This is a genomic window from Streptomyces sp. NPDC020996 (assembly GCF_040641355.1).
Lineage (GTDB): Bacteria > Actinomycetota > Actinomycetes > Streptomycetales > Streptomycetaceae > Streptomyces.
In genome coordinates this window covers 1-19,794 of sequence record NZ_JBFADM010000101.1, presented here as the reverse complement: position 1 = coordinate 19,794, position 19,794 = coordinate 1, and the positions used below count along the sequence as shown (strand labels likewise).

Annotated in this window: 16 protein-coding genes; 7 read left to right on the top strand and 9 right to left on the bottom strand. The window is 72.7% G+C overall.

Going from position 1 to position 19,794, the window contains the following annotated elements; translation table 11 throughout:
* Window positions 1-2,460: ATP-binding protein (locus AB0G63_RS37300; protein WP_360759739.1), on the bottom strand; the 2,460-nt coding region annotated here is incomplete at its 3' end.
* Window positions 2,461-2,845: 385 nt separating this feature from the next.
* Here AB0G63_RS37300 and AB0G63_RS37295 point away from each other — a divergent pair.
* Both AB0G63_RS37295 and AB0G63_RS37290 read left to right on the top strand, forming a co-directional pair.
* The gene (locus AB0G63_RS37295) at window positions 2,846-3,766 is read left to right on the top strand and encodes an ABC transporter substrate-binding protein (RefSeq protein ID WP_360759736.1); all 921 of its coding nucleotides are present in this window, start codon (window positions 2,846-2,848) and stop codon (window positions 3,764-3,766) included.
* Window positions 3,739-4,191: an aromatic amino acid lyase gene (locus AB0G63_RS37290; protein ID WP_360759745.1), complete on the top strand. Its 453-nt coding sequence runs from the start codon at window positions 3,739-3,741 to the stop codon at window positions 4,189-4,191. Before AB0G63_RS37295 ends, AB0G63_RS37290 begins: the two co-directional genes overlap by 28 nt.
* 128 nt (window positions 4,192-4,319) lie before the next feature.
* Here the strand turns inward: AB0G63_RS37290 and AB0G63_RS37285 are convergent, their stop codons facing one another.
* The 7 genes from AB0G63_RS37285 to AB0G63_RS37255 all read right to left on the bottom strand — a co-directional run bounded on the left by AB0G63_RS37285 (window position 4,320) and on the right by AB0G63_RS37255 (window position 11,336).
* Window positions 4,320-4,931 (bottom strand): ATP/GTP-binding protein, encoded by a 612-nt coding sequence (locus AB0G63_RS37285; protein WP_360759734.1) that lies wholly within the window; start codon window positions 4,929-4,931, stop codon window positions 4,320-4,322.
* Window positions 4,918-5,277 (bottom strand): DUF742 domain-containing protein, encoded by a 360-nt coding sequence (locus AB0G63_RS37280; RefSeq protein WP_360759731.1) that lies wholly within the window; start codon window positions 5,275-5,277, stop codon window positions 4,918-4,920. The genes AB0G63_RS37285 and AB0G63_RS37280 overlap by 14 nt, the downstream gene beginning before the upstream one ends.
* A 1-nt stretch (window position 5,278) precedes the next feature.
* On the bottom strand, window positions 5,279-5,710 hold the full coding sequence (locus tag AB0G63_RS37275) for a roadblock/LC7 domain-containing protein (RefSeq protein ID WP_360759728.1): 432 nt from the start codon (window positions 5,708-5,710) through the stop codon (window positions 5,279-5,281).
* A gap of 14 nt (window positions 5,711-5,724) precedes the next feature.
* Entirely contained in the window at window positions 5,725-8,295 is a 2,571-nt protein-coding gene (locus tag AB0G63_RS37270; RefSeq protein ID WP_360759725.1) for a nitrate- and nitrite sensing domain-containing protein, read from the bottom strand.
* 282 nt (window positions 8,296-8,577) lie between these two features.
* Entirely contained in the window at window positions 8,578-9,579 is a 1,002-nt protein-coding gene (locus AB0G63_RS37265) for a substrate-binding domain-containing protein (RefSeq protein ID WP_360759722.1), read from the bottom strand.
* Window positions 9,580-9,981: 402 nt separating this feature from the next.
* Window positions 9,982-10,413: a DUF6114 domain-containing protein gene (locus tag AB0G63_RS37260; RefSeq protein ID WP_360759742.1), complete on the bottom strand. Its 432-nt coding sequence runs from the start codon at window positions 10,411-10,413 to the stop codon at window positions 9,982-9,984.
* 254 nt (window positions 10,414-10,667) lie between these two features.
* Window positions 10,668-11,336 (bottom strand): DUF6230 family protein, encoded by a 669-nt coding sequence (locus AB0G63_RS37255; protein WP_360759719.1) that lies wholly within the window; start codon window positions 11,334-11,336, stop codon window positions 10,668-10,670.
* Between the two features lie 672 nt (window positions 11,337-12,008).
* On the opposite strand from AB0G63_RS37255, the gene AB0G63_RS37250 reads away from it, so the two are divergent.
* The gene (locus AB0G63_RS37250) at window positions 12,009-12,659 is read left to right on the top strand and encodes a Tat pathway signal sequence domain protein (RefSeq protein ID WP_360759716.1); all 651 of its coding nucleotides are present in this window, start codon (window positions 12,009-12,011) and stop codon (window positions 12,657-12,659) included.
* Between the two features lie 113 nt (window positions 12,660-12,772).
* Here AB0G63_RS37250 and AB0G63_RS37245 read toward each other — a convergent pair whose 3' ends face one another.
* Window positions 12,773-13,696 (bottom strand): lytic polysaccharide monooxygenase, encoded by a 924-nt coding sequence (locus tag AB0G63_RS37245; RefSeq protein WP_360759714.1) that lies wholly within the window; start codon window positions 13,694-13,696, stop codon window positions 12,773-12,775.
* 319 nt (window positions 13,697-14,015) lie between these two features.
* On the opposite strand from AB0G63_RS37245, the gene AB0G63_RS37240 reads away from it, so the two are divergent.
* The 4 genes from AB0G63_RS37240 (at window position 14,016) to cyc2 (ending at window position 19,257) form a co-directional block, all read left to right on the top strand.
* Window positions 14,016-14,894 (top strand): ScbA/BarX family gamma-butyrolactone biosynthesis protein, encoded by an 879-nt coding sequence (locus AB0G63_RS37240; protein ID WP_360759713.1) that lies wholly within the window; start codon window positions 14,016-14,018, stop codon window positions 14,892-14,894.
* Between the two features lie 90 nt (window positions 14,895-14,984).
* Entirely contained in the window at window positions 14,985-15,632 is a 648-nt protein-coding gene (locus AB0G63_RS37235; RefSeq protein ID WP_360759710.1) for a ScbR family autoregulator-binding transcription factor, read from the top strand.
* A gap of 22 nt (window positions 15,633-15,654) precedes the next feature.
* Window positions 15,655-16,818 carry a damage-control phosphatase ARMT1 family protein gene (locus tag AB0G63_RS37230; RefSeq protein ID WP_360759707.1) on the top strand — a complete coding sequence of 388 codons (1,164 nt, stop codon included), beginning with the start codon at window positions 15,655-15,657 and terminating at the stop codon, window positions 16,816-16,818.
* A 216-nt stretch (window positions 16,819-17,034) separates the two neighbouring features.
* Entirely contained in the window at window positions 17,035-19,257 is a 2,223-nt protein-coding gene (cyc2, locus tag AB0G63_RS37225) for a germacradienol/geosmin synthase Cyc2 (RefSeq protein ID WP_360759704.1), read from the top strand.
* The last annotated feature ends 537 nt before the right edge of the window (window positions 19,258-19,794 follow it).

Genomic DNA, 19,794 nt, shown 5'->3' with positions numbered 1-19,794 from the left:
CGTCCCGGCCGTCCCGGCCGTCCCGGCCGTCCCGGCCGTCCCGGCCGTCCCGGCCGTCCCGGCCGTCCCGGCCGTCCCGGCCGTCCCGGCCGTCCTGGCCGGTCCTGCCGTCCCGGCTGCATCGGCCGGCTCGCGACGGGGCAGGCGGCGTGGGAGCGGTTCGGGTTGCCCGGCGTTGTCGGTTTCCGCCGAGGCGGCGGCCGGCCGGACACTCTCGACGGCGGCGGGCCGGTGCCCGGACGCCTCCGCCGACGGGGTGTGCGTGCCGGACGCCTCTGCCGACGGGGTGTGCGTGCCGGACGCCTCTGCCGACGGGGTGTGCGTGCCGGACGCCTCTGCCGACGGGGTGTGCGTGCCGGAGGTCTCCGCCGACGGGGTGTGCCGCGGCCCGGAGGTCTCCGCCGACGGGGCGGGCTGCCCCCCGGTCGGCGGCAGTGCCGGTCCGGTGCGGCCGCCGGAGGCATCCGCCGCCAACGGGCTCATCGTCAGCAGCAGCGACGAGGGGACCGTGACCTCGGCCGTGACGCCGCCGCCCGGCGTGCGGGACAGCAGCACTCCGACGCCCCAGCGGCGGGCCAGCGTGCCGACCACGAACAGGCCGAGCACCTTGGTCGGCATCACGTCCAGGCGTTCGCGGCGGACGAGCCGGGCGTTCTCCTCGGCGAGCCGCTCGGCGCTCATGCCGAGGCCGTGGTCGGAGATCACGATCGACGCGCCGGCCGGATCCTCGCCGGAGGAATCCCGCACGTGCACCTCCACCGGGCGGCCGGCGGGCGAGAACGACACGGCGTTCTCCAGGAGTTCGGCCAGCATCAGCGTCAGGTCGCCGATGAGGTCGGGCTCCACCATGGCCTCGGTCCGGGCCCGCAGCCGCACCCGCTGGAAGCCCTCGATCTGGCCGAGCGCGGCCCGCACCACGTTGGTGAGCTCGGTGGGCCCGGAGTCCAGGACCGTCTCCCGGATGCCGGCGAGCAGCATCAGACTGTCGGCGTTGCGGCGCAGACGCACGGCGATGTGGTCGATGGAGTACAGGCGTTCGAGCAGGGCGGGGTCGGTCTCGCCGCGCTCCACCGCGTCGATCAGCGCCAGCTGACGGGTGGTCAGGTTGCTCACGCGGCGGCCGACGTTGCCGAACATCTCGGCGACGTTGCGGCGGCTGAGCACCTGACGTTCCAGCAGCGCGACGGCGGTGGTCTGCACGCGGTTGAACACCTCGGCCAGTTCGCCGATCTCGTCGCGAGCGGTGACCGGCATCTCGCGCAGCTTCGGCGGGCCCGCGTCCTCGGCGTCGTCGTCGGCCACCCGGGCCAGTTCGCGCCCGGCCACGTCGGCGACCTCCCGGGCGGCGCCGGTCAGCGCCAGCACCGGCCGGACCACCGAGCGGCGCACCAGGACGGAGAAGGCGATCCAGACGGTGAAGCCGAGGAAACCGAGGTTCAGCAGCAGGCCCGCGCGCCACGAGGCGTCGTCGGAGGCGTCCTCCGCACGGTCGGCTATCTGGTCGATCAGGGAGGCGGTGATCTTCAGCCGGGTCCGGGACTGCTCGTGGTAGACGGGGTAGGCGGCGAGCGCCGCGCTGAAGGCCCGGCGTACCTGCGCGGGCGTCGTCGCCTGCAGGCCGCCCGGGTCCAGCTGCAGTTCCGCGTAGTGCTGGATGATCGACGCCTGGGCGGTGTTGTGCTCGATGCCGCCCAGCTCGTCGGCCTGCGCATCGGTGGCGAACCGGGCGAAGCGGTCGGCCTGGGCGGTGTACAGGGCGTAGGAGGCGACCGCGCTGTTGTACTCGATGAGCGCGTTGGTGTCCCCGGTACGGGCGGAGAGCACGCTCGTCTCGAAGGCGCTGTGGGCGCCGGCGGCGCGCAGCAGCGAGTCGAGCAGGTTGCCGGTGAAGGTGGCCGCCAGCGCCGCGTTGCGGTCCAGCCCGAGGCCGTCGATCAGCCCCTTGGCGGCGTTGGTGTACGCCGGGTCGATGTTGTTGGCGGGCAGGTAGCCCTGCTCCACGGTGGCCCGCAGGCTGCCCAGGCCCAGGACCTCCCGCAGGGCCTGCGCCTCGGTCTCCGGCAGCCGGTCGCCGAAGGTGTCGGACACCTTCTCGACCTGGGCGTCGACGGCCTTCTGCGCCGCGCGGTAGCCGGCCGTGGACGGCGTACGGCCCGCGCCGGTGGCCTCGAAGCGGACGGAGAGCAGGATGGCCTGCTGGTGCTCGGCCTCCACCCGGTCGACCAGCTCGGCCACTTGCGCGCTGTCCCGCACCAGGCGGGCGGCGTCCGCGGCGTCCTGCGACGTGTCCACCTGTTCGGCGAAGAGGTGGGCGAGCAGCGCGGCGACCATGGCGAGCGGAATGCCGACCAAGAGGTTGAGCTTGCGCCGGAACGGCCACCGGTCGGCGAACCTCCGTGAGCCGCCGGTGCGCGGTAACGGGGCGGGCCGGGCGGTCGCGTCCACCTCGTTCGTGGACACCTGGCCTCCTTCAGGGAAGAACTCACTCGCGCGAGGAGCGGCGCGTGACCGATTCTGATGATGCGAATGGTGCGTGAAGGCACGGAAGCGGCCCACGTAAACCACCGTGACCGACGCCGACGGCGGTGAGACTACTCTCTTCGGACGATCACGGGCGTCGCACTGCGTCAAAAATCAGTTACAACGCGCCTCCGCTTCCGTGTGAGCCCGTTCACCCGGCCTTCACAACCGCTCACTCATCGACGCCGATTGGTGACCGTGCGGCACTTGACTGGGAGAGAACGGGCTGGATTGGATCAGTACCACAGCTCGTTCTTCCCACCCAACCCCCAAGTCCGGAACGGGAATCGTGACTTCCAACGCCCATCGCAGCAGGTCCTTCAGGATGCATCCCGCGACCGCCGTCGCACTCGCCGCCACCTCGGTCCTGCTGGCTGGATGTTCCTCGTCCTCCGAAGACAAGTCCGACCCGCTGAAGGAAGGCGCCTCGGACGGCAAGACCGTCGTCGTCGGCTCCAACAACTTCGCCGAGAGCATCCTGATCGCCGACATCTACGGCGAGGCCCTGAAGGCCAAGGGCATCAAGGTCACCTACAAGGCCAACATCGGCAGCCGCGAGACGACGTACGGACTGCTCAAGAACGGCTCCGTCACGGTGCTGCCGGAGTACAACGGCGCCCTCCTCGCCTACCTCGACCCCAAGGCCGCACCGAAGACCGTCGAGGCCACCACCGCCGCCATCGAGACCAAGCTCGACCCCAAGCTGACGCTGCTGGAGCCGGCGTCCGCCCAGGACAAGGACTCGGTCACCATCAACAAGGCCACCGCGGACAAGTACAAGCTGACCTCCGAGTCCAGCATCGCGGACCTCAAGGACGTCGCGAAGGACCTGACCCTCGGCGGCTCGCCCGAGTTCCAGACCCGCCAGCAGGGCCTGGTCGGCCTGAAGTCGGTGTACGGCCTGGAGTTCAAGTCCTTCAAGGCGCTGGACGCGGGCGGCCCGCTGACGCAGGCGGCGCTGAAGAAGAACACCGTGCAGGCGGCGGACGTGTTCACCACGGACCCGACCATCCAGAAGGAGAAGTTCGTGGTCCTCCAGGACCCGGAGAACCTCTTCGGGTTCGAGAACGTGCAGCCGCTCGTCTACAGGAGCGGGCTTCCCCAGAAGGGCGTGGACGCGCTCAACGCGGTCTCGGCCAAGCTCGACACCAAGGCCCTGCTGGACCTCGACTCCCAGGTCCAGCTCGACAACAAGGACCCGCTGGACGTCGCCAAGGCCTGGCTGAAGTCGGTCGGCCTGGACTGACGCCGACCGGCCTGACCGGCCTGAGGGGCCTGACCGGCCTGACCGCCTGTCTCGCCTCCGGCCCGGTGGGCAGCTCCGGCACGGTGATCCTGGAGTACACCGCCGACTCGGCGCCGGCGGAGCTGCGTTCCTGCGCCATGCCCGCGTCGGCGGGGCACGCCGTGCTGTCGTACAGGCTTGAGGAGGCCGCGGGCTTCGCCTCCCAGGCCGCCCGCCGGGCGCTGCGCGCGGTGGACGCCTACGCCACCGTCCTGGCCTGCGAACTCGTCGTCGCCGTGCGGGCGTTGCGGATGCACCCCGCTCCGCCGCCGGCCGACGCCTTCACCGTGGCGGCCCGGGCCCTGCCGTCCGGCGCCGACGACCGCCCCCTGACCGCGGACGTGACGACGGCGACGGCCCTCCTCCCGGCCCTCGCCCGCCTCTGAGCCCACCGCACCGCGACCGCACCGCGACCGCGCGGCGGACTCGTGCGGGCGTTCGGGTGGTGAGCCGGCCGCGCGGGCGGCCGGCGCGCCCGCCGCCCGCTCCGGGCGGGGCCGGCCGGGCTGCCGGGTCAGCCCACCGGGTGGGCCAGCCGTCCGTCGCCGTCCGGGCCGGACGCCGCGGCGATCAGCTGGTCGAGCAGGGCGATCAGGACGTCCCGGCTCGACGCCCGGTCGCGGGCGTCGCACAGCACCACCTGGACGTGAGCCGGCAGCGCCAGCGCCTCGCGGATCTCCTCGGGCGCGTAGGGGTGGTCGCCGTAGAAGCCGTTGACGCCGACGACGAAGGGGATGCCCCGGCGTTCGAAGAAGTCCAGCGCGGCGAAGCTCGTCTGCGGGCGGCGCACGTCGATCAGGACGACGCCGCCGAGGGCGCCCACGGCGAGGTCGTTCCACATGAACCAGAACCGCTGCTGGCCGGGCGTCCCGAACAGGTACAGCACGAGGTCGTCGCCGATGGTGATCCGGCCGAAGTCCAGGGCCACCGTGGTGGCCTTCTTCCGTTCGATGCCGTCGAGGTCGTCGACGCCCAGCCCGGCCGCGGTCAGCGGTTCCTCGGTGCGCAGCGGGGCGATCTCGCTGACCGACCCGACCATGGTGGTCTTGCCGACGCCGAAGCCACCGGCGATCAGGATCTTGACCGTGTCGGGTGCCGCCCGGGTGACGGTGTCAGAGTCGGCCAAGGCCCTCCCTCACTTTCTGCAACAGGTCCAGGTCGGGTGGTGTACGGGTGACGGAACGCGGCGGGCGGACGGTGATCCAGCCTGCCTCCAGCAGATCGTCGAGCATGATGACGATCACGCTCACCGGGAGGTCCAGCAGGGCGGCGATCTCCGCTACGGCGACCGGCTCGGCGCACAGGCGCAGGATGCGCTGGTGCTCGGGCTGCGGCCGGGTGGCCCAGGTCGGCGGCGGGTCCACCGCGGTCACCGTCGTGATGAGCGTGAAGTCGGCGCGGCTGGGCCGGGTCCGTCCGCCCGTCAGGGCGAACGGCCGTACGAGCCGGCCCGCCGTATCGCCTCCGCCCACCTCACGCGCCGGAGCCGGCGGCGGGGCCGATACCGGCCCGCGGCGCGGCACTGAGGTGCTCGCCGATCTTCTTCACCAGCATGTTCATCTGGTACGCGACCACGCCGACGTCCGCGCCCGCGCTGGTGAGCACGACGAGGTGGGCGCCCGGCCCGGCGGAGGTCAGGATCAGGTAGCTGTTGGCCATCTCGATCAGCGCCTGGCGCACCGGGCCGCCGCGGAAGTCCATGCTGACGCCCTTGCTGAGGCTCATCAGACCGGATGCCGTCGCCGCCAGGCGTTCGGCGTCGTCCCGCAGGAACCCGGTCGACTTGCTGACGACCAGGCCGTCCTCGGAGAGCACGACGGCGTGGTTCACCTCGGCGACCCGGTCCACGAGTCCGGTCAGCAGCTGGTCGAGCTGGGTGTGGGTGGCGGGCGTGGGGCGTGTCATGGCGATGTCCTTCGTCAGCTGTCGGCGGGCGGGGTCGAGGGCTCGGGGTCGGCGGGAGAGCCGTCGGCGGCAGGGGAGGCGGTGTGCGGCTCCGGGTCGCTCGGCGGCTCGGCGCCGTCGTCGCGGGCCCGCAGCGTGCCGCGCTGGAACCCGGCGAGCGAGGAGGCGGCACGTTCCGCGGTGAACTCGTCCTCGTCGTCGTCGACTTCCGGGGACGGCACGACGTCCTCGCGGAGCTCGGCGGCGAGGCTGGTCTGCGGGATACGGCGGGGCAGCGGGGCCGGACGGCCGCGCCGACGGTCACGTCCCGGACGGCCGGCGTCCTCCGGCTGCGGGTGTCCGGCGTCGGCGGGTTCGGTGTGACCGGCCCGGCCCACGCGCCCGTTCTCCCTCGCGCGGGAGTGCTCGCCGTCGTCGGCGGAGCCCCGCAGCCGGGTCGCGAGCGCCGGCCGAGGCCGGGCCTCCACGGCCGCGGCCGCGTGCCGGTCCGCCGGGGCAGGTCCAGCGGGCCGCGCCGCCTGCTCCGGCCCGGCGGAACTCACGCCATCCGCGGCATCCGTGCCACCCGCGGCATCCATGGCAGCCGCTGCCTCCGTGACACCCGCTGCATCCATGACACCCGCGGCAACCGTGGCATCCGCCGACTCCGCGTCCCGCGCGGTCTCCCGTACGACGATCTCGTGCGGCAGCAGCACGATCGCCGTCGTCCCGCCGTACGGCGACGGGCGCAGCGTGACGGCGATGCCGTGCCGGGTGGCCAGCCGCGCGATCACGAACATGCCGAGTCTGAGGTCGTCGGCCAGGGCGACCACGTCGAACTGCGGCTCCACGCCCAACTGGGCGTTGAGCGCGACGTATTCCTCCTGCGACATGCCGAGCCCGCGGTCCTCGATCTCCACGGCGAGACCCTTGGCCACCATCGCGGCCCGCACCCCGACCGGGCTCGGCGCGGGCGAGTAGAGGGTCGCGTTCTCGATCAGTTCGGCCAGCAGGTGGATCACGTCGGCCACCGCGGGCGGCGCCAGGTACACGTCCTCGTCGGTGTGCACCTCCACCCGCCGGTACTCGGCGACCTCGCCGACGGCGCTGCGCAGGATGTCGATCAGCGCGACCGGCTCCTGCCAGCTGCGGCGCGGCTGCTCGCCGCTGATGATGACCAGGTTCTCCTCGTACCGGCGCAACTGGCTGGCGGTGGAGTCAAGTTCGTACAGGCCCTTGAGGACGTCCGGGTCGGTGTGCTCGCGCTCCAGCGCGTCCAGCTTGGTGAGCTGCAGGTTGACCAGGTTCTGGCTCTGCCGGGCGATGCCCAGGATCACCTTCTGGAAGCCGCGCCGGATGTCGGCGAGTTCCACGGCGGTGTGCACCGCCGTGCGCTGCGCGGTGTTGAACGCCTGTGCCACCTGGCCGAGTTCGTCGCGGCCGTAGTCCAGCGGCGGGGTCGCGAGATCGACGTCGACCTTCTCGCCCCGGTCGAGGCGGGCGACCACGTCCGGCAGCCGCTGTTCGGCGAGGCTCAGGGTGGCCTCCCGCAGGCCCCGCAGCCGCCGGGACAGGGAACGGGTGATCCGCCAGGACATGCCGACGCACAGCAGCAGGGCGATCAGTCCGCCCGCGCTCAGCGAGGCGGCGGTCAGCAGCAGGCTGCGCGCCTTGTCGGTGCTGCGGTCGAGCAGGCCGGACGTCTGGGACCGGATCATCCGCGCGTACGCGTCGCCGACCTTCGTCAGGGCGGTGGCCCACTGCCGTCGCGCGTCCGGCAGCGCGACCCTGCCGCCGTCGGCCACGGGTCCGGCCGCGAGCACCTGGTCCTCGATGTCCTGGAGTGCCTGCCACTCGGGGCTCTGCAGGACCCGCTCGGTCTGCGTCTTCGCGCTGCCGCGCAACTGCGGGACGATCTGGTCCTTCACGAGCCAGCGGCGCGTGCCGACCAGCTCGGAGAAGTCGCTCCAGGCCTTCTCGTCGAGGTACCCGGACGGCCAGGCCAGGGTGAGTTGGGCGTTCTCCCTCGAGACGAGTTCCGCCGCGTGTTCGAGGGCGACCAGCGGTCCGGCCTGGGAGGTGAGGTCGCCGTCGTCGACCTGGGAGAGCTCCTGGTAGGCGTGGATCTGCTCGTCGATGATCGAGCCGTACTGGTCCAGCGCCTGCTGGGCGGTGATGTCGGTCGGGTTGTCCACCTGGCCCCGGTAGTACTCGAGGCTGCCGACCGAGCCGACGACCGAGTACAGCCGGTCGGCGATGCGTACGGGGGCCCGGTTGATGGCATCGGACTGGCCGACCAGCTTGGCGACCGCCCGGTCCGTCTCCGCGCGCTGCGCGTCCAGGGCGGCCCGCGAGCCGTGCGGCGAGGCCAGCCACGCGGCGGACAGGCTGCGTTCCTTCTGCAGCGCGAGCGTCGCGTCGGTACCCATGATGCCGGTCGAGCGGCTCAGCTCGGTCTGCCCGCGCAGCCGCAGCCCCTCGGCGAACATCTGCGTCGTCGTCACGCCCCACACGGCGGCGAGCGTGACGCCGGGCACCAGCGCCAACAGGATCAGCGAGAGGCGTATGGAGCCGAGACGGCGCCGGGCACCTGTCCGTGGAGACATCGTCGTCCTAGGCGATCAGCAGGAGGTGAGCGGGAGGGAAACGCGGACGGATCGGGGAGTGGAGGGGAGGGAACGGGGACTGAGCGGGGACGGATCGGAGGCGGATCGGAGGCGGATCGGGGGCGGATCGGGGGCGGATCAGGGAAGGGACGAGCGCGGGGGTGGCTGCGTGTCCGGTACGGCACAAGGGGTGTGCAGGATGCTATCCGCACAATTGACCGGACGTGGCGCGCGTCACCGAAATCTTCCCCGGCATCCGGGCATCCGGGGACGAAGCGTCCGTCAGCGGGTCCCGCCCGCGGCGAACCTCGCGACGGAGGCCACGTTCGCCTTCGTCACGAACGCCGGCCCGGTGAGCACGGGGGCGACCCCGCCGCCGCTGACGTTGCCGTTGGTCCGGTACAGCCACAGCGCGTCCACGGCGAGGTAGCCCTGCAGGTAGGGCTGCTGGTCCACGGCGAACTGCACGTCACCGTCCTGGACGGCCTTCACCAGGTCCTTGTTCAGGTCGAAGGTGGCGACGCGGGCCCTGCTGCCCGCCTGATCGACCGACTTGACCGCGGTCAGCGCGAACTGCGCGCCGTTGGCCACCACTTCGTCGATGGTCGGGTCCTGCCGCAGCCGGGTCGTGATCGCGGCGGCGACCGCCTTGTGGTCGTCGCCCTCGACGTAGAGCATCTCGGTCTGCCCGCCGAAGGTCTTCTTCACGCCGGCGCAGCGCGCCTCGAGGGCCACGTTGCCCCGCTCGTGGATGACGCACAGGGCGTGCCGGGCCTTCAGGTCGTCCAGTTTGTCGCCGACGGCGCGGCCCGCGACGCTCTCGTCCTGCCCGAAGTACTCCAGCAGCCCCTCCGACTGCCAGGCGTCGATGCCGGAGTTGAGGCCGACCACGGGGATGCCGGCGCTTCTGGCCCGGGCGACCGGGTCCTTCATCGCCTGCGGCTTGGCGAGGGTCACGGCGATGCCGTCGGCCTTGTCGCGGACGGCGTTCCGCACCAGTTCGGCCTGTCCCGCCGTGTCCGGGTCGTTGGCGTACGTCAGCTCGATGCCGTCCTTGGCGGCCGCCGCCTCGGCGCCCTTGCGCACCAGGTCCCAGAACGTGTCGCCGTCGGTCGCGTGCGTGATCAGGGTGACCTTGAGGCGGGTGCCGGCCCGGCCGGCCGCGTCCGTGCCGGAGTCCGACCGCCCGCCCGACGCGGAGCAGCCGGACACGAGGAGGACGGCCGCGGCCAGGGCCACGACGCGGACGGTTCTGCGGGAGGCGGGCGGGGGAGCAGTGTTCATGAGGGTGCGGCACCTCGCTGTGCGGCCGAGCAAGAGGAACGGCGAGACGACAGACCCCCCGGACGGCATGCGAACGCCGTACGCCGACCGGGTGATTCTCGCTGGCCCGGAGCCAATCGCGTGTGACCGCCGGTAGTCAAGTGAACGGCCACGTGGAGTGAGTCGTTGCTGCCGCATCGTGATCAACTCTCCGGGTGGCGGCCCACGACGGCCTCCGCCACGGCCTCCGCCACGGCCTCCGCCACGGCAGTCGTGACGGCGTCCGGTACGGCTCTGCTGCGGCCCCCGCTACGGCGCTCCGGCCGGCTCCCGGTACGGCGCTCCGGCCGGCCCCGCTACGGCGCACCGGCCGGCCCCCGTGACGGGGACCGGCCGGTGCGCCGATGGGATGCCGCCGAGGGCTCACACCCGGACGGCCTTCGCGGCCCGAGCCTCCCTCCGGCGCTGCCGGCTGACGCGGCGCGGCTCCTGGTCCGGCAGCCAGCCGAAGGCCAGGCAACTGCCGACGAGCCCGAGCAGCAGGCCGATGAAGAAGCCGCCCAGGTTCGAGGTCACCCAGGTGCCCAGCGAGCAGAGGACACCGACGATCGAGTAGAACAGGCGCTGCGCGGGGCTGAAGAGGGTCAGCAGACCGCACAGCAGCATCATGGCCGGCAGCAGGTAGCCGGCCAGCCCCTGCATGCCGATGTGCATGACGACCTTCAGCGAGGCCTTCTCGGTGAGCAGGATCTCCGCCCCGCCCAGGGCGAGCAGCAGTCCGCCCCAGAACGGCCGGCCGGCCCGCCAGCGCCCGAAGGCCGCCCGCACGCCCCGCCGCGCCCCGGCGCCGGACACCGGTCCGGCGTCCTGTTCGCGCCGCACACCCTGCTCCGGTCCGGCGGCCGCCGATCCTGGGTCCGCGGCCGGCTCGGGTCCGGCGACCGGCTCCAGGCGCGCGGTCGGCTCCGGTCCGGCGGCCGACTCCGCTCGCGCGGCCGGCTCCGGTCCGGTGTCCGGCTTCGCAGGGGCACGCCGCTTTGGGCCGAAGGCCGCCTCCAGGTCGGCGGCCGTCGTCCCCGGGCCGATGCCTTCGTCCGAGCCCGCCGACATCAGCAACCCGTGTCGCTGAAGCGCATTTTCAGGCCCGGAAGCTTGAACACGCCTGCTGTGGTCGCGTAGTTGGTCTGCCGCAGGTTCGCGATGTGCACGGTGTCGGCCTGCTGGCTGAAGACGCCCTTCGGGCCCTTCACCCCGGCCTTGGTGAGCGTGCTGGCGTCGTTGCCGATCTCGATGTTGTTGAAGGCGGCGTCGCCGGACAGCTCGGTCGAGTCGGTGGTGAGGTCGCTCGCCTGCACCTTCGACGCCCCGCCGCCCGCGGTGATGAGGAGGTTGGTGCCGCCGAGGTCGACGCTCTGGCACAGCTTCGTCAGCGTCGCGTTCTTGATCGCGGACGTGACGACCAGCACCTGGCCGCCGGTGTCGCCCGCGTTGGGGCTGTCCTCGGCCATTTCGTCGAGCGCGCCGAACTGCTCGAAGCCGGTGCCGTCGAGCTCCGTGGCGGTCACCGTGAAGGGCATCCCGGAGATGGAGAACTGCACGCCGAGCGCTCCCTCGGCGGTGAGGATCGCCATTCCGGCGACGGCCGCGACGGCAGGCACCGCCATCACCGCGGCGCGGCGCAGACGGACCCGCCCGCGTCTCGCGGAATCGGGCAGGGAACTCTCGGGGTTCCCTGGGGTGTGCTCGGCGGACGATGTGACGTCCGAGGACGAGGCCATTTCTGCTCCCGTGTGCATAGTCAGTGCGAGTAGGGCATCAGCGGCGCGTTGTCCTGGCGCGGACAGCGGCTGCGGCGCACCGCTCCTCCACCTCCCGGTGGATGGAAGGGCTTTCACGTACTCCGCAGTAGCCTCCGAGGAAGTTACCCGCGGTTACATTCGAGGGTCAAGGGAGTTGTAAAAAAAGGGTGTCGGTTGTGTGTCACCTGGACGTTCCCCGCCCGCCGCGCCTGTCGGGCGACCCCTCTAAGACACCTTAAGAGAAGGTCAACTCCGGTTCCAGCTATTGACGTTGACTGAGCATCAGGTCTACAACTTCCCCTGGCTTCCCCTGGATCCGTGGCGCCGGATCCCGCCACGCGGCATCGTCCGCGTCTCCCGGACCCCACCCGTCCAGCACGGGCAGTTTCGTCCGATCCCCATCACGGTTCAGCACGGGCGCACTTTCCCCTGGTCCCGTGCCGGCCGGTTCTCCCGCCCGGCCCGGCCGGAGGCCCTTTCCAGGCCCCCGGCCGGTCACCGGCCGGTCGCCGTTCCCGGCCCGTCACGTACGGAGAAGGCGTCACGGGCCGGCAACGGCGGGCGCCGATCCGCGTCCCGCACCCTCTCGCGCATCACGCCGGAAGCCTGCACCCCCAACCCGCAGCCCCCACCGGAAAGAGGTACTGACCCATGCGCACTCGCACCCTCCTCACCCTCGTCGGAGCCGTCGCGGCCCTCTCCCTCCCGGCGGCCGTGCCCGCCTCGGCGGCCGGCTCCGTCCTGACCACGGGCACCGCCGGCGGCTCCGCCGTCGCGGTCGGCGACGTGCTGACGGCGCCGCTGGCGAGCGGCACCTCCGCCACGCTCTACTCCAGCGCCAGCGGCACCAGCGGCGTGACCTGCACGGCGTCGCAGTTCACCGCGACCGTGACCGCCAACCCGGCCGCGCCGGGCACGGCCACCGAAAAGGTCACCGCGCACACCTTCGACAGCAGCAGCTGCACCAGCAACGTCACCGGTGTGCTCGGGGTCAACAGCATCACGGTCGACAACCTGCCCTACAACGCCACCGTGACCTCCGCCGGAGTCGTCACGGTCAGCCCGGCGAGCGGCTCCACCATCCAGACCACGGTCAAGCTGCGGACCCTGCTGGGCAGCGTCACCTGCGTCTACCAGGCGCCGAGCCTCACCGGCACCGCGAGCAACACCGACAACAGCATCTCCTTCACCAACCAGCAGTTCACCAAGACGTCCGGCTCGTCGCTCTGCTTCAGCAGCGGCTACTTCACCGCCAAGTACGCCCCGGTGACGGACAACGGCGCGGCGGTCTTCGTCAACTAGCCCAGCCGTCTCAACCAGCTCAACGAGCTCAACCACCCAGCTCGACCAGTTCAAGCGGCTCAACCAGCTCGATCAGTCCAACCCAGCCCAACCGGTCGACGGCGCGTAGCACTTCAGCGTCGACGCAGACGCAGCGCCAGGGCGGCGCCGCCGGTGAGCACCAGCACCGCGGCGGCGCCGCCCGCCATCATCGGCGCGGACGGGCCCGAGTCGGCGGCGGTGGCGGTGGAGGCGACGGGAACGCTGTCGGGATCCGACGGCGTCACCGCCGCCTCCGCCGTCGTCCGTGCCGGTTCCGCCTGCGCGCGGCGCCCGTCCGCGGACGGCGTCGGCGTGCCGCTCGCGGCTGCCCGCCGCCCCGTCGGGGAGGGCGACGCGCCGCCGGCGGCCGTACCCGCCGCCCGGAACACCACGTCCGAGCACGAGTAGTACGTGTCCGCCGTGCTGCTGTTCTGCCAGATCGTGTACAGCACATGGCGCCCCGTCCGGTCGGACGGCAGCGTCGCGCCGATGCGGTACGCCCCGTTGGTCAGGGCCGGGTCCGTCACCTCGGCGAACGGCTTCTCGGGCAGGTCCGCCCAGGTCAGCGGCTTGCCTGGGTCGTATCCCGGCCTGGTGAGGTACAGCTTGAAGGTGCCGGTGTGCGGGATCGTGGACGCGTACGTCATCGTCAGCCTCCCGCCGGGCGTCAGGCTCGTCGCCGGCCAGTCGGAGCGGGCCAGGTCGAGGCCCTTGTAGGCGGCCAGGCCGCCGCTGCACAGATGGCCGTCCGGGATGACCTGCCGGTCCCGGCCGCCGACGTTCGCCACGCGCAGGTTGTCCCAGAGGGTGAAGGGGGCGCCGTTCGCGGCGACGGCGGCCCGGCAGGCCGCCGAGCGGGAATCGGCGCCGCCGTCGGGGGAGCAGGCGTACGCCCGGCTGACCGGGTCGGTCGGCGCGCCGTGCGCCCGCGCGGGTCCGGCCGCCCACAGGGGCAGGGCGAACGGGATCAGGAGGGCGGCTGCCAGGGCGGTGCGGTGGGCGGTCATCCGGGGCATCCGGAACGTCTCCTCGGCGGCGCGGGAACGGGCTGCTCCCGTCAGGTACGGGCAACCGGCCGGGCGCGTTCAGCCGTTGACGGGCGTCCCGGGAGGCACAGGAGCGGTCGTACGCAGCGGTGGATCTCCTGCGTCTCATTGAAAACCAACCGGTCGGCTCGTATTCTGGCGTTCCACGGACGCCGGACCCCGGCCGTCCGGCCTGTCATGCCTTGCGGAGAGCCGAGGGAGGGACATGCCCCCAGTGCGGCAGCATGCCGGCGACCCGAACCCGGCGAGCCCCCCGAAGTCCGGTCAACTCCTGAGTCTGGAAGGGCCGTTGACGACGACCGTACCGTGCCGGCTGGTTCACCGCGCCGCCGTCGCGGAGACCCTGATCACCGGCTGGCGGCGCACCGGCGCCGACCGGTTCGCCCTGTCCGCCCAGTGGCCCCGAATCCACCCGGTGTACGTCTCCCCCGACCGGACCGCGTACGAACCGCTGCTCGTCGCCGAGACCGTCCGCCAGTGCGGAGCGCTGCTCGCCCACGCCGAGTACGGCGTCCCGCTCGACGACCGCTTCGTGCTGCACGGCCTGCGGGTCGCCGTCCCCCGCCCCGGACGCCTGGCCGTCGAGGCGGCACCCGCCGCACCCGCCGCACCCGTCATCGGTGTCACCGTCACCCCGCTCCGGCATCGCGGCGGCCGTCCCACCGCGCTCACCTGCGTCGCGGACGTGCGGCTGGGCGACGAGCGTGTCGCGACCGTGCACCTGGACGTCAGCTGGACCCGCGAGTCCGTCTACCGCAGGCTGCGCGGCGGCCGTACCCCCGGCGCCGTGCCCGCGGCGCCCCTGCCGCCCGCGCTGCCGCCGGCCGCGGTGGGCCGCGCACTGGCGGCGGACGTCGTCCTCGCCCCGCCCGGCCCCGCCGGGCGGCTTCGGCTCCGCGTAGATACCGCCCACCCTGTTTTTTTCGACCATCCCCTCGATCACATTCCCGGCATGCTGCTCCTGGAGGCCGCCGGTCAGGCCGCGCGGGTGTGCACGGCGGGCCGCCGGTCGCCCGTGTCGTTCCACGCGTTCTTCCGTCGCTACGCTGAACTGGACCGTCCCGTATGGGTGGAGGTGCGTGACGACGAGCGGACGGTCCTTCAGGTCCGCGCGGTACAGGGGGAGTCGACGGTCTTCGAGTGCGCCGTCGAAGTCGCCGAACCGTGAGATATCGTGTACGGCGAGTGAGAAACAAACGGCATGACCCGTTCTTTCCCGTCCAGGAGTGTTCAGTTCCGTCCCAGGAGTGTTCAGTCGATGGCGAGGCAGTTACGCGCCGAGCAGACCCGCGCGACGATCATCACGGCCGCCGCCGACCTGTTCGACCGTCACGGTTACGAATCGACCAGTCTGAGCGAAATCGTCGAGCACGCCCAAGTCACCAAGGGCGCCCTGTACTTCCACTTCGCGGCGAAGGAAGACCTGGCCGACGCCATCATGGAGCTGCAGTCCAGGGCCTGGCGTGAGGTGGTCGCCGAGACGGACGGCCGTGGACACTCCTCGCTGGAGGCGCTGATCCGCATCACCTTCGGCATCGCGCGCCTGTCCGTCGAGGACCCGGTCCCGCGGGCCGGCCTCCGGCTCGCCGCCGGACAGGTCGAGGTCCGCCCTCCGCTGACCCACCCCTTCACCGAGTGGCGGGACATCGCCGCCCGCAAGCTCAACGGCGCCGCCAGGGAGGGCGACGTCCACCAGGACATCGACGTCGAGGCCGCCGCCCACGCGCTCGTCAGCTGGTTCGTCGGGGCGCGCGTGGTCGGCCGGTCCCTCGAACCGGTCGCCCGCCAGCCGCGCCGGGTGGCCGAGATGTGGCACGTCATGATCCGCGGCCTGGTCCCGGTGCCGCGGCGGCCCCGGTACCTCACCCTCGCCACCCGGCTGGAGCGGGAGATCAGGCCGGTGTGAGCGGCGCGATACGGTGAGCCGCATGCCCGACACCCCGTCCGCGCCCGTGATCCTCGGCGACGAGCCGGGCTCGTTCCCGCACAGCGTGCTCGCCGAACGGCACCCCGCGATCATCCGGCAGGTGCGGGACGCCTCTCCGTACGGCCCCGCGCAACTCCGCGCGCTGGACGCGCTCCTCGCGAGCTGCACCGAGGGCGTGCTCGAACCGCTGCCCGCCGACGCCCACGACCGGGACCTGTGGACGGCCTGGGGCGCGGGCGAGTACGCCGGCCGGTCCTGGTTCAAGATCCCCTGGCTCTGGTCGGAGAGCTACTTCTACCGTCAACTCCTCGAAGCCGTCGGCTACTTCGGCCCCGGCCCCGGACAGGGCATCGACCCCTTCGGGCCGCTGAAGCGGGCCGAGCTCGACTCCCCGCGGACCGACGAGGAACTGGCCGCCCTGGACGACCTGGCCGGCCGGTCCGCCGAGGAGCAGGAGGCGGCCCTGCTGCACGGTTCCCTCTGGGGCAACCGCGCCGACCTCGGCTTCCGCCTCTCCGCGCACGACGGCACCGCGGAGCCCGTGCCCGGCCTGGTCGCCGACGACAGCGAGTCGCTGTGGCCGCTGCTGCGCGGCACGCTGTGCCTGGTCGCCGACAACGCCGGCCGCGAACTCGTCCCCGACCTGCTCCTGATCGCCCACCTCCTGCGGCAGGGACGCGTCGAGCGGGCCGTCCTGCACGTCAAGCCGTACCCGTACTACGTCTCCGACGCCACGCCCGCCGACGTGGTGGACGCCCTGCGCCGGCTGACCGCGGCGACGGGCCGGGCCGCCGCCTACGGGCGCACCCTGTGGTCGGCGATGGGAGACGGCCGCCTCACGGTCCGCGCGCACCCCTTCTCCGCCTCGCCCCTGCCCTTCGCCGACATGCCCGCCGACCTGCGCGCGGAACTCTCCGGCGCCGACCTCACCGTCGTCAAGGGCGACCTCAACTACCGCCGCCTGGTGGGCGACCGACGGTGGCCGCCGACCACGCCCTTCCGTGACGTCACCGCCGGGTTCCCGGGCCCGGTGGCCGCCCTGCGCACCCTGAAGTCGGACGTGATCACCGGCCTCGACGCCGCCACGGAGACCGCGCTGGTGCGAGCCGAGGGACAACGCTGGCGCACCGGCGGCACGCACGCCCTCATCCAGGTAAGCGCCTGACCCCGACCCCGCCCCCGACCCAGCCCCCGAACCTGGCCCTGACCCCGACGCATCGCGCCCCCGCGTAACCCCCGGCACGTCCCGCGCGTCCCGCGCGTCCCGCGCCGGGCCAGGCGTCCGCGCGTTCCGCCGCGGTTCCGGTGCCGGTTCACGCGATGGTGTGGTCGTCCCCCGGCCCGCGGATGCCGCCGGAGGGCCACGGGTAGAGCCCCGGCCATGACGCAGCAGCCCTTCGAACTCCCGCACTTCTACATGCCGTATCCCGCGCGGCTGAACCCGCACGTCGACGAGGCCCGCGCCCACTCGACCGCGTGGGCGCGCGAGATGGGCATGCTGGAGGGTTCCGGGATCTGGGAGCAGTCCGACCTCGACGCCCACGACTACGGCCTGCTCTGCGCCTGCACCCATCCCGACTGCGACGGCCCCGCCCTGTCCCTGATCACCGATTGGTACGTGTGGGTCTTCTTCTTCGACGACCACTTCCTCGAGACCTTCAAACGCACCCAGGACCGCGCCGGCGGCAAGGCCTACCTGGACCGCCTGCCGCTGTTCATGCCGCTGGACCTGTCCGCCCCGGTTCCCGAACCGCTGAACCCGGTCGAGGCGGGCCTCGCCGACCTGTGGGCCCGTACCGTCCCGGCGATGTCCGAGGACTGGCGCCGGCGCTTCGCCCTGGCCACCGAACACCTCCTCAACGAATCGCTGTGGGAGCTGTCCAACATCAACGAGGGGCGGATCGCCAACCCCGTCGAGTACATCGAGATGCGCCGCAAGGTCGGCGGCGCCCCCTGGTCGGCGGGGCTCGTGGAGTACGCGACCGCCGAGGTGCCCGCGTCGGCGGCCGGCACCCGGCCGCTGCGGGTGCTGACGGAGACGTTCGCCGACGCCGTGCACCTGCGCAACGACCTGTTCTCCTACCAGCGCGAGGTCGAGGACGAGGGCGAGAACAGCAACGGCGTGCTCGTCCTGGAGACCTTCTTCGGCTGCACCACCCAGCAGGCCGCCGACATCGTCAACGACATCCTCACCTCCCGCATGCAGCAGTTCGAGCACACGGCGCTGACCGAAGTGCCCGCGCTGGCCCTGGACCGGGGCCTGACCCCCGACGAGACCGCCGCCGTCGCCGCGTACACGCGCGGACTCCAGGACTGGCAGTCCGGCGGCCACGAATGGCACCTGCGCTCCAGCCGCTACATGAACGAACGCGCGCGTACCGCCCGCCCGTGGCAGACCCCCACCGGCCCCGGCACCTCGGCCGCCGATGTCCGCGGCCTGCTCGCGGCGGCCGGCGCCGAACGGCTGCGCGCCTGGACGTACGTGCCGTTCCAGAAGGTCGGCCCGTCCCTGCTGCCCGACTTCCCGATGCCCTTCCGGTGCGAACTCAGCCCGCACCTGGCCGCCGCCCGCACCCGCCTCACGGAGTGGACGCGCCGCATGGGCATTCTCCAGGAAGGCGTCTGGGACGAGGACAAGCTCGCCGCCTACGACCTGGCGCTGTGCTCGGCCGGCCTCGACCCGGACGCCACACCGCAGGCCCTCGACCTCAGCGCGCAGTGGCTCGCCTGGGGAACCTACGGCGACGACTACTACCCCCTCGTCTTCGGCCACCGCCGCGACCTGGCCGCCGCCCGGCTGACCACCCGGCGCCTGTCGGCGTGCATGCCCGTCGACGGCGAGGCGGCCGTCGTCCCCGTCAACGCCATGGAGCGCGGCCTCCTCGACCTGTGGGCCCGCACCACGGCCCGGATGGACCCGGACGCACGGCGCTCCCTGAAGGACGCCATCGACACGATGACCGAGAGCTGGGTGTGGGAGCTGTCCAACCAGCTCCAGAACCGCATCCCCGACCCCGTCGACTACCTGGAGATGCGCCGCGCCACCTTCGGCGCCGACCTGACCCTCGGCCTGTGCCGGGCCGGGCACGGGCCCGCGGTGGCGCCGGAGGTCTACCGCAGCGGACCGGTACGCTCCCTGGAGAACGCCGCCGTCGACTACGCGTGCCTGCTCAACGACGTCTTCTCGTACCAGAAGGAGATCGAGTACGAGGGTGAGATCCACAACGCGATCCTCGTCGTGCAGAACTTCTTCGGCATCGACTACCCCACCGCGCTCGGCGTCGTGCACGACCTGATGACCCGGCGGATGCAGCAGTTCCAGCACGTCGTCCAGCACGAACTGCCGGTCGTCTACGACGACTTCGCGCTGTCGAAGGAGGGGCGCGAGGCGATGGAGGGCTATGTGGCCGACCTGCGGAACTGGATGGCGGGCATCCTCAACTGGCACCGCTCCGTAGACCGTTACAAGCCCGACTTCCTGGCCCGCCGGGCCCATGCCTTCCTGCCGGACCGCCCGCCCGCGCCACCCGCCGGCCTAGGTCACCGGCCGGCCCCCGGCCGTCAGCCCGGCGACCCGCTCCGCCTGTCCGACGCGGCCCGCTGACGACGCACGGCGTCAGAAGGAGCCCCGGGCGCGCCGCCGCCCGCCCACACCCACCGACCCGGCACCCCGGACGGCACCCCACCGACGCCCGCGGGCCGGGCGCGCCGGAGCGTCGGGCGTGGGCCTGCCGTCGGCCTGTCAGGCGGGCTCGACGGGCGGCCCGACTGCGGGTCGTGCTGTGTCCGGCCCGCAGCCGTCCGGTCCGGCGCCCCGGACGGCGCCCCGGTGACCCTGCCGATGCCCGCGGGCCGGGCGCGCCGGAGCGTCGGGCGTGGGCCTGCCGCCGGCCTGTCAGGCGGGCTCGACGGGCGGCCCGACTGCGGGCCGTGCTGCCGCCCGGCCCGCAGTCGCCAGCCCTGCGTCCCGGGGACCCCACCGACGCCCGTCGGCCCGACCCTGGGCCGCGAACGGCGGTCCAGCTTCCGCCCCTCGACGCACCGCGGTGCGCCGAGGCCGGTGTGGTCGGGCCCGGAGTCGCCCCAGCCGGGGAGGTCGAACGTGAGCCGGCCGCCGGTGCGCTGCTGTCCCTGGCCGGTC

Bases quoted from the DNA above. Each gene is read 5' to 3' on its own strand.
- AB0G63_RS37255 (WP_360759719.1), bottom strand. From the start codon at position 11,336: ATGGCCTCGTCCTCGGACGTCACATCGTCCGCCGAGCACACCCCAGGG.
- AB0G63_RS37270 (WP_360759725.1), bottom strand. From the start codon at position 8,295: ATGTCTCCACGGACAGGTGCCCGGCGCCGTCTCGGCTCCATACGCCTC.
- AB0G63_RS37275 (WP_360759728.1), bottom strand. From the start codon at position 5,710: ATGACACGCCCCACGCCCGCCACCCACACCCAGCTCGACCAGCTGCTG.
- AB0G63_RS37265 (WP_360759722.1), bottom strand. From the start codon at position 9,579: ATGAACACTGCTCCCCCGCCCGCCTCCCGCAGAACCGTCCGCGTCGTG.
- AB0G63_RS37230 (WP_360759707.1), top strand. From the start codon at position 15,655: ATGCCCGACACCCCGTCCGCGCCCGTGATCCTCGGCGACGAGCCGGGC.
- AB0G63_RS37235 (WP_360759710.1), top strand. From the start codon at position 14,985: ATGGCGAGGCAGTTACGCGCCGAGCAGACCCGCGCGACGATCATCACG.
- AB0G63_RS37250 (WP_360759716.1), top strand. From the start codon at position 12,009: ATGCGCACTCGCACCCTCCTCACCCTCGTCGGAGCCGTCGCGGCCCTC.
- AB0G63_RS37295 (WP_360759736.1), top strand. From the start codon at position 2,846: ATGCATCCCGCGACCGCCGTCGCACTCGCCGCCACCTCGGTCCTGCTG.
- cyc2 (WP_360759704.1), top strand. From the start codon at position 17,035: ATGACGCAGCAGCCCTTCGAACTCCCGCACTTCTACATGCCGTATCCC.
- AB0G63_RS37245 (WP_360759714.1), bottom strand. From the start codon at position 13,696: ATGCCCCGGATGACCGCCCACCGCACCGCCCTGGCAGCCGCCCTCCTG.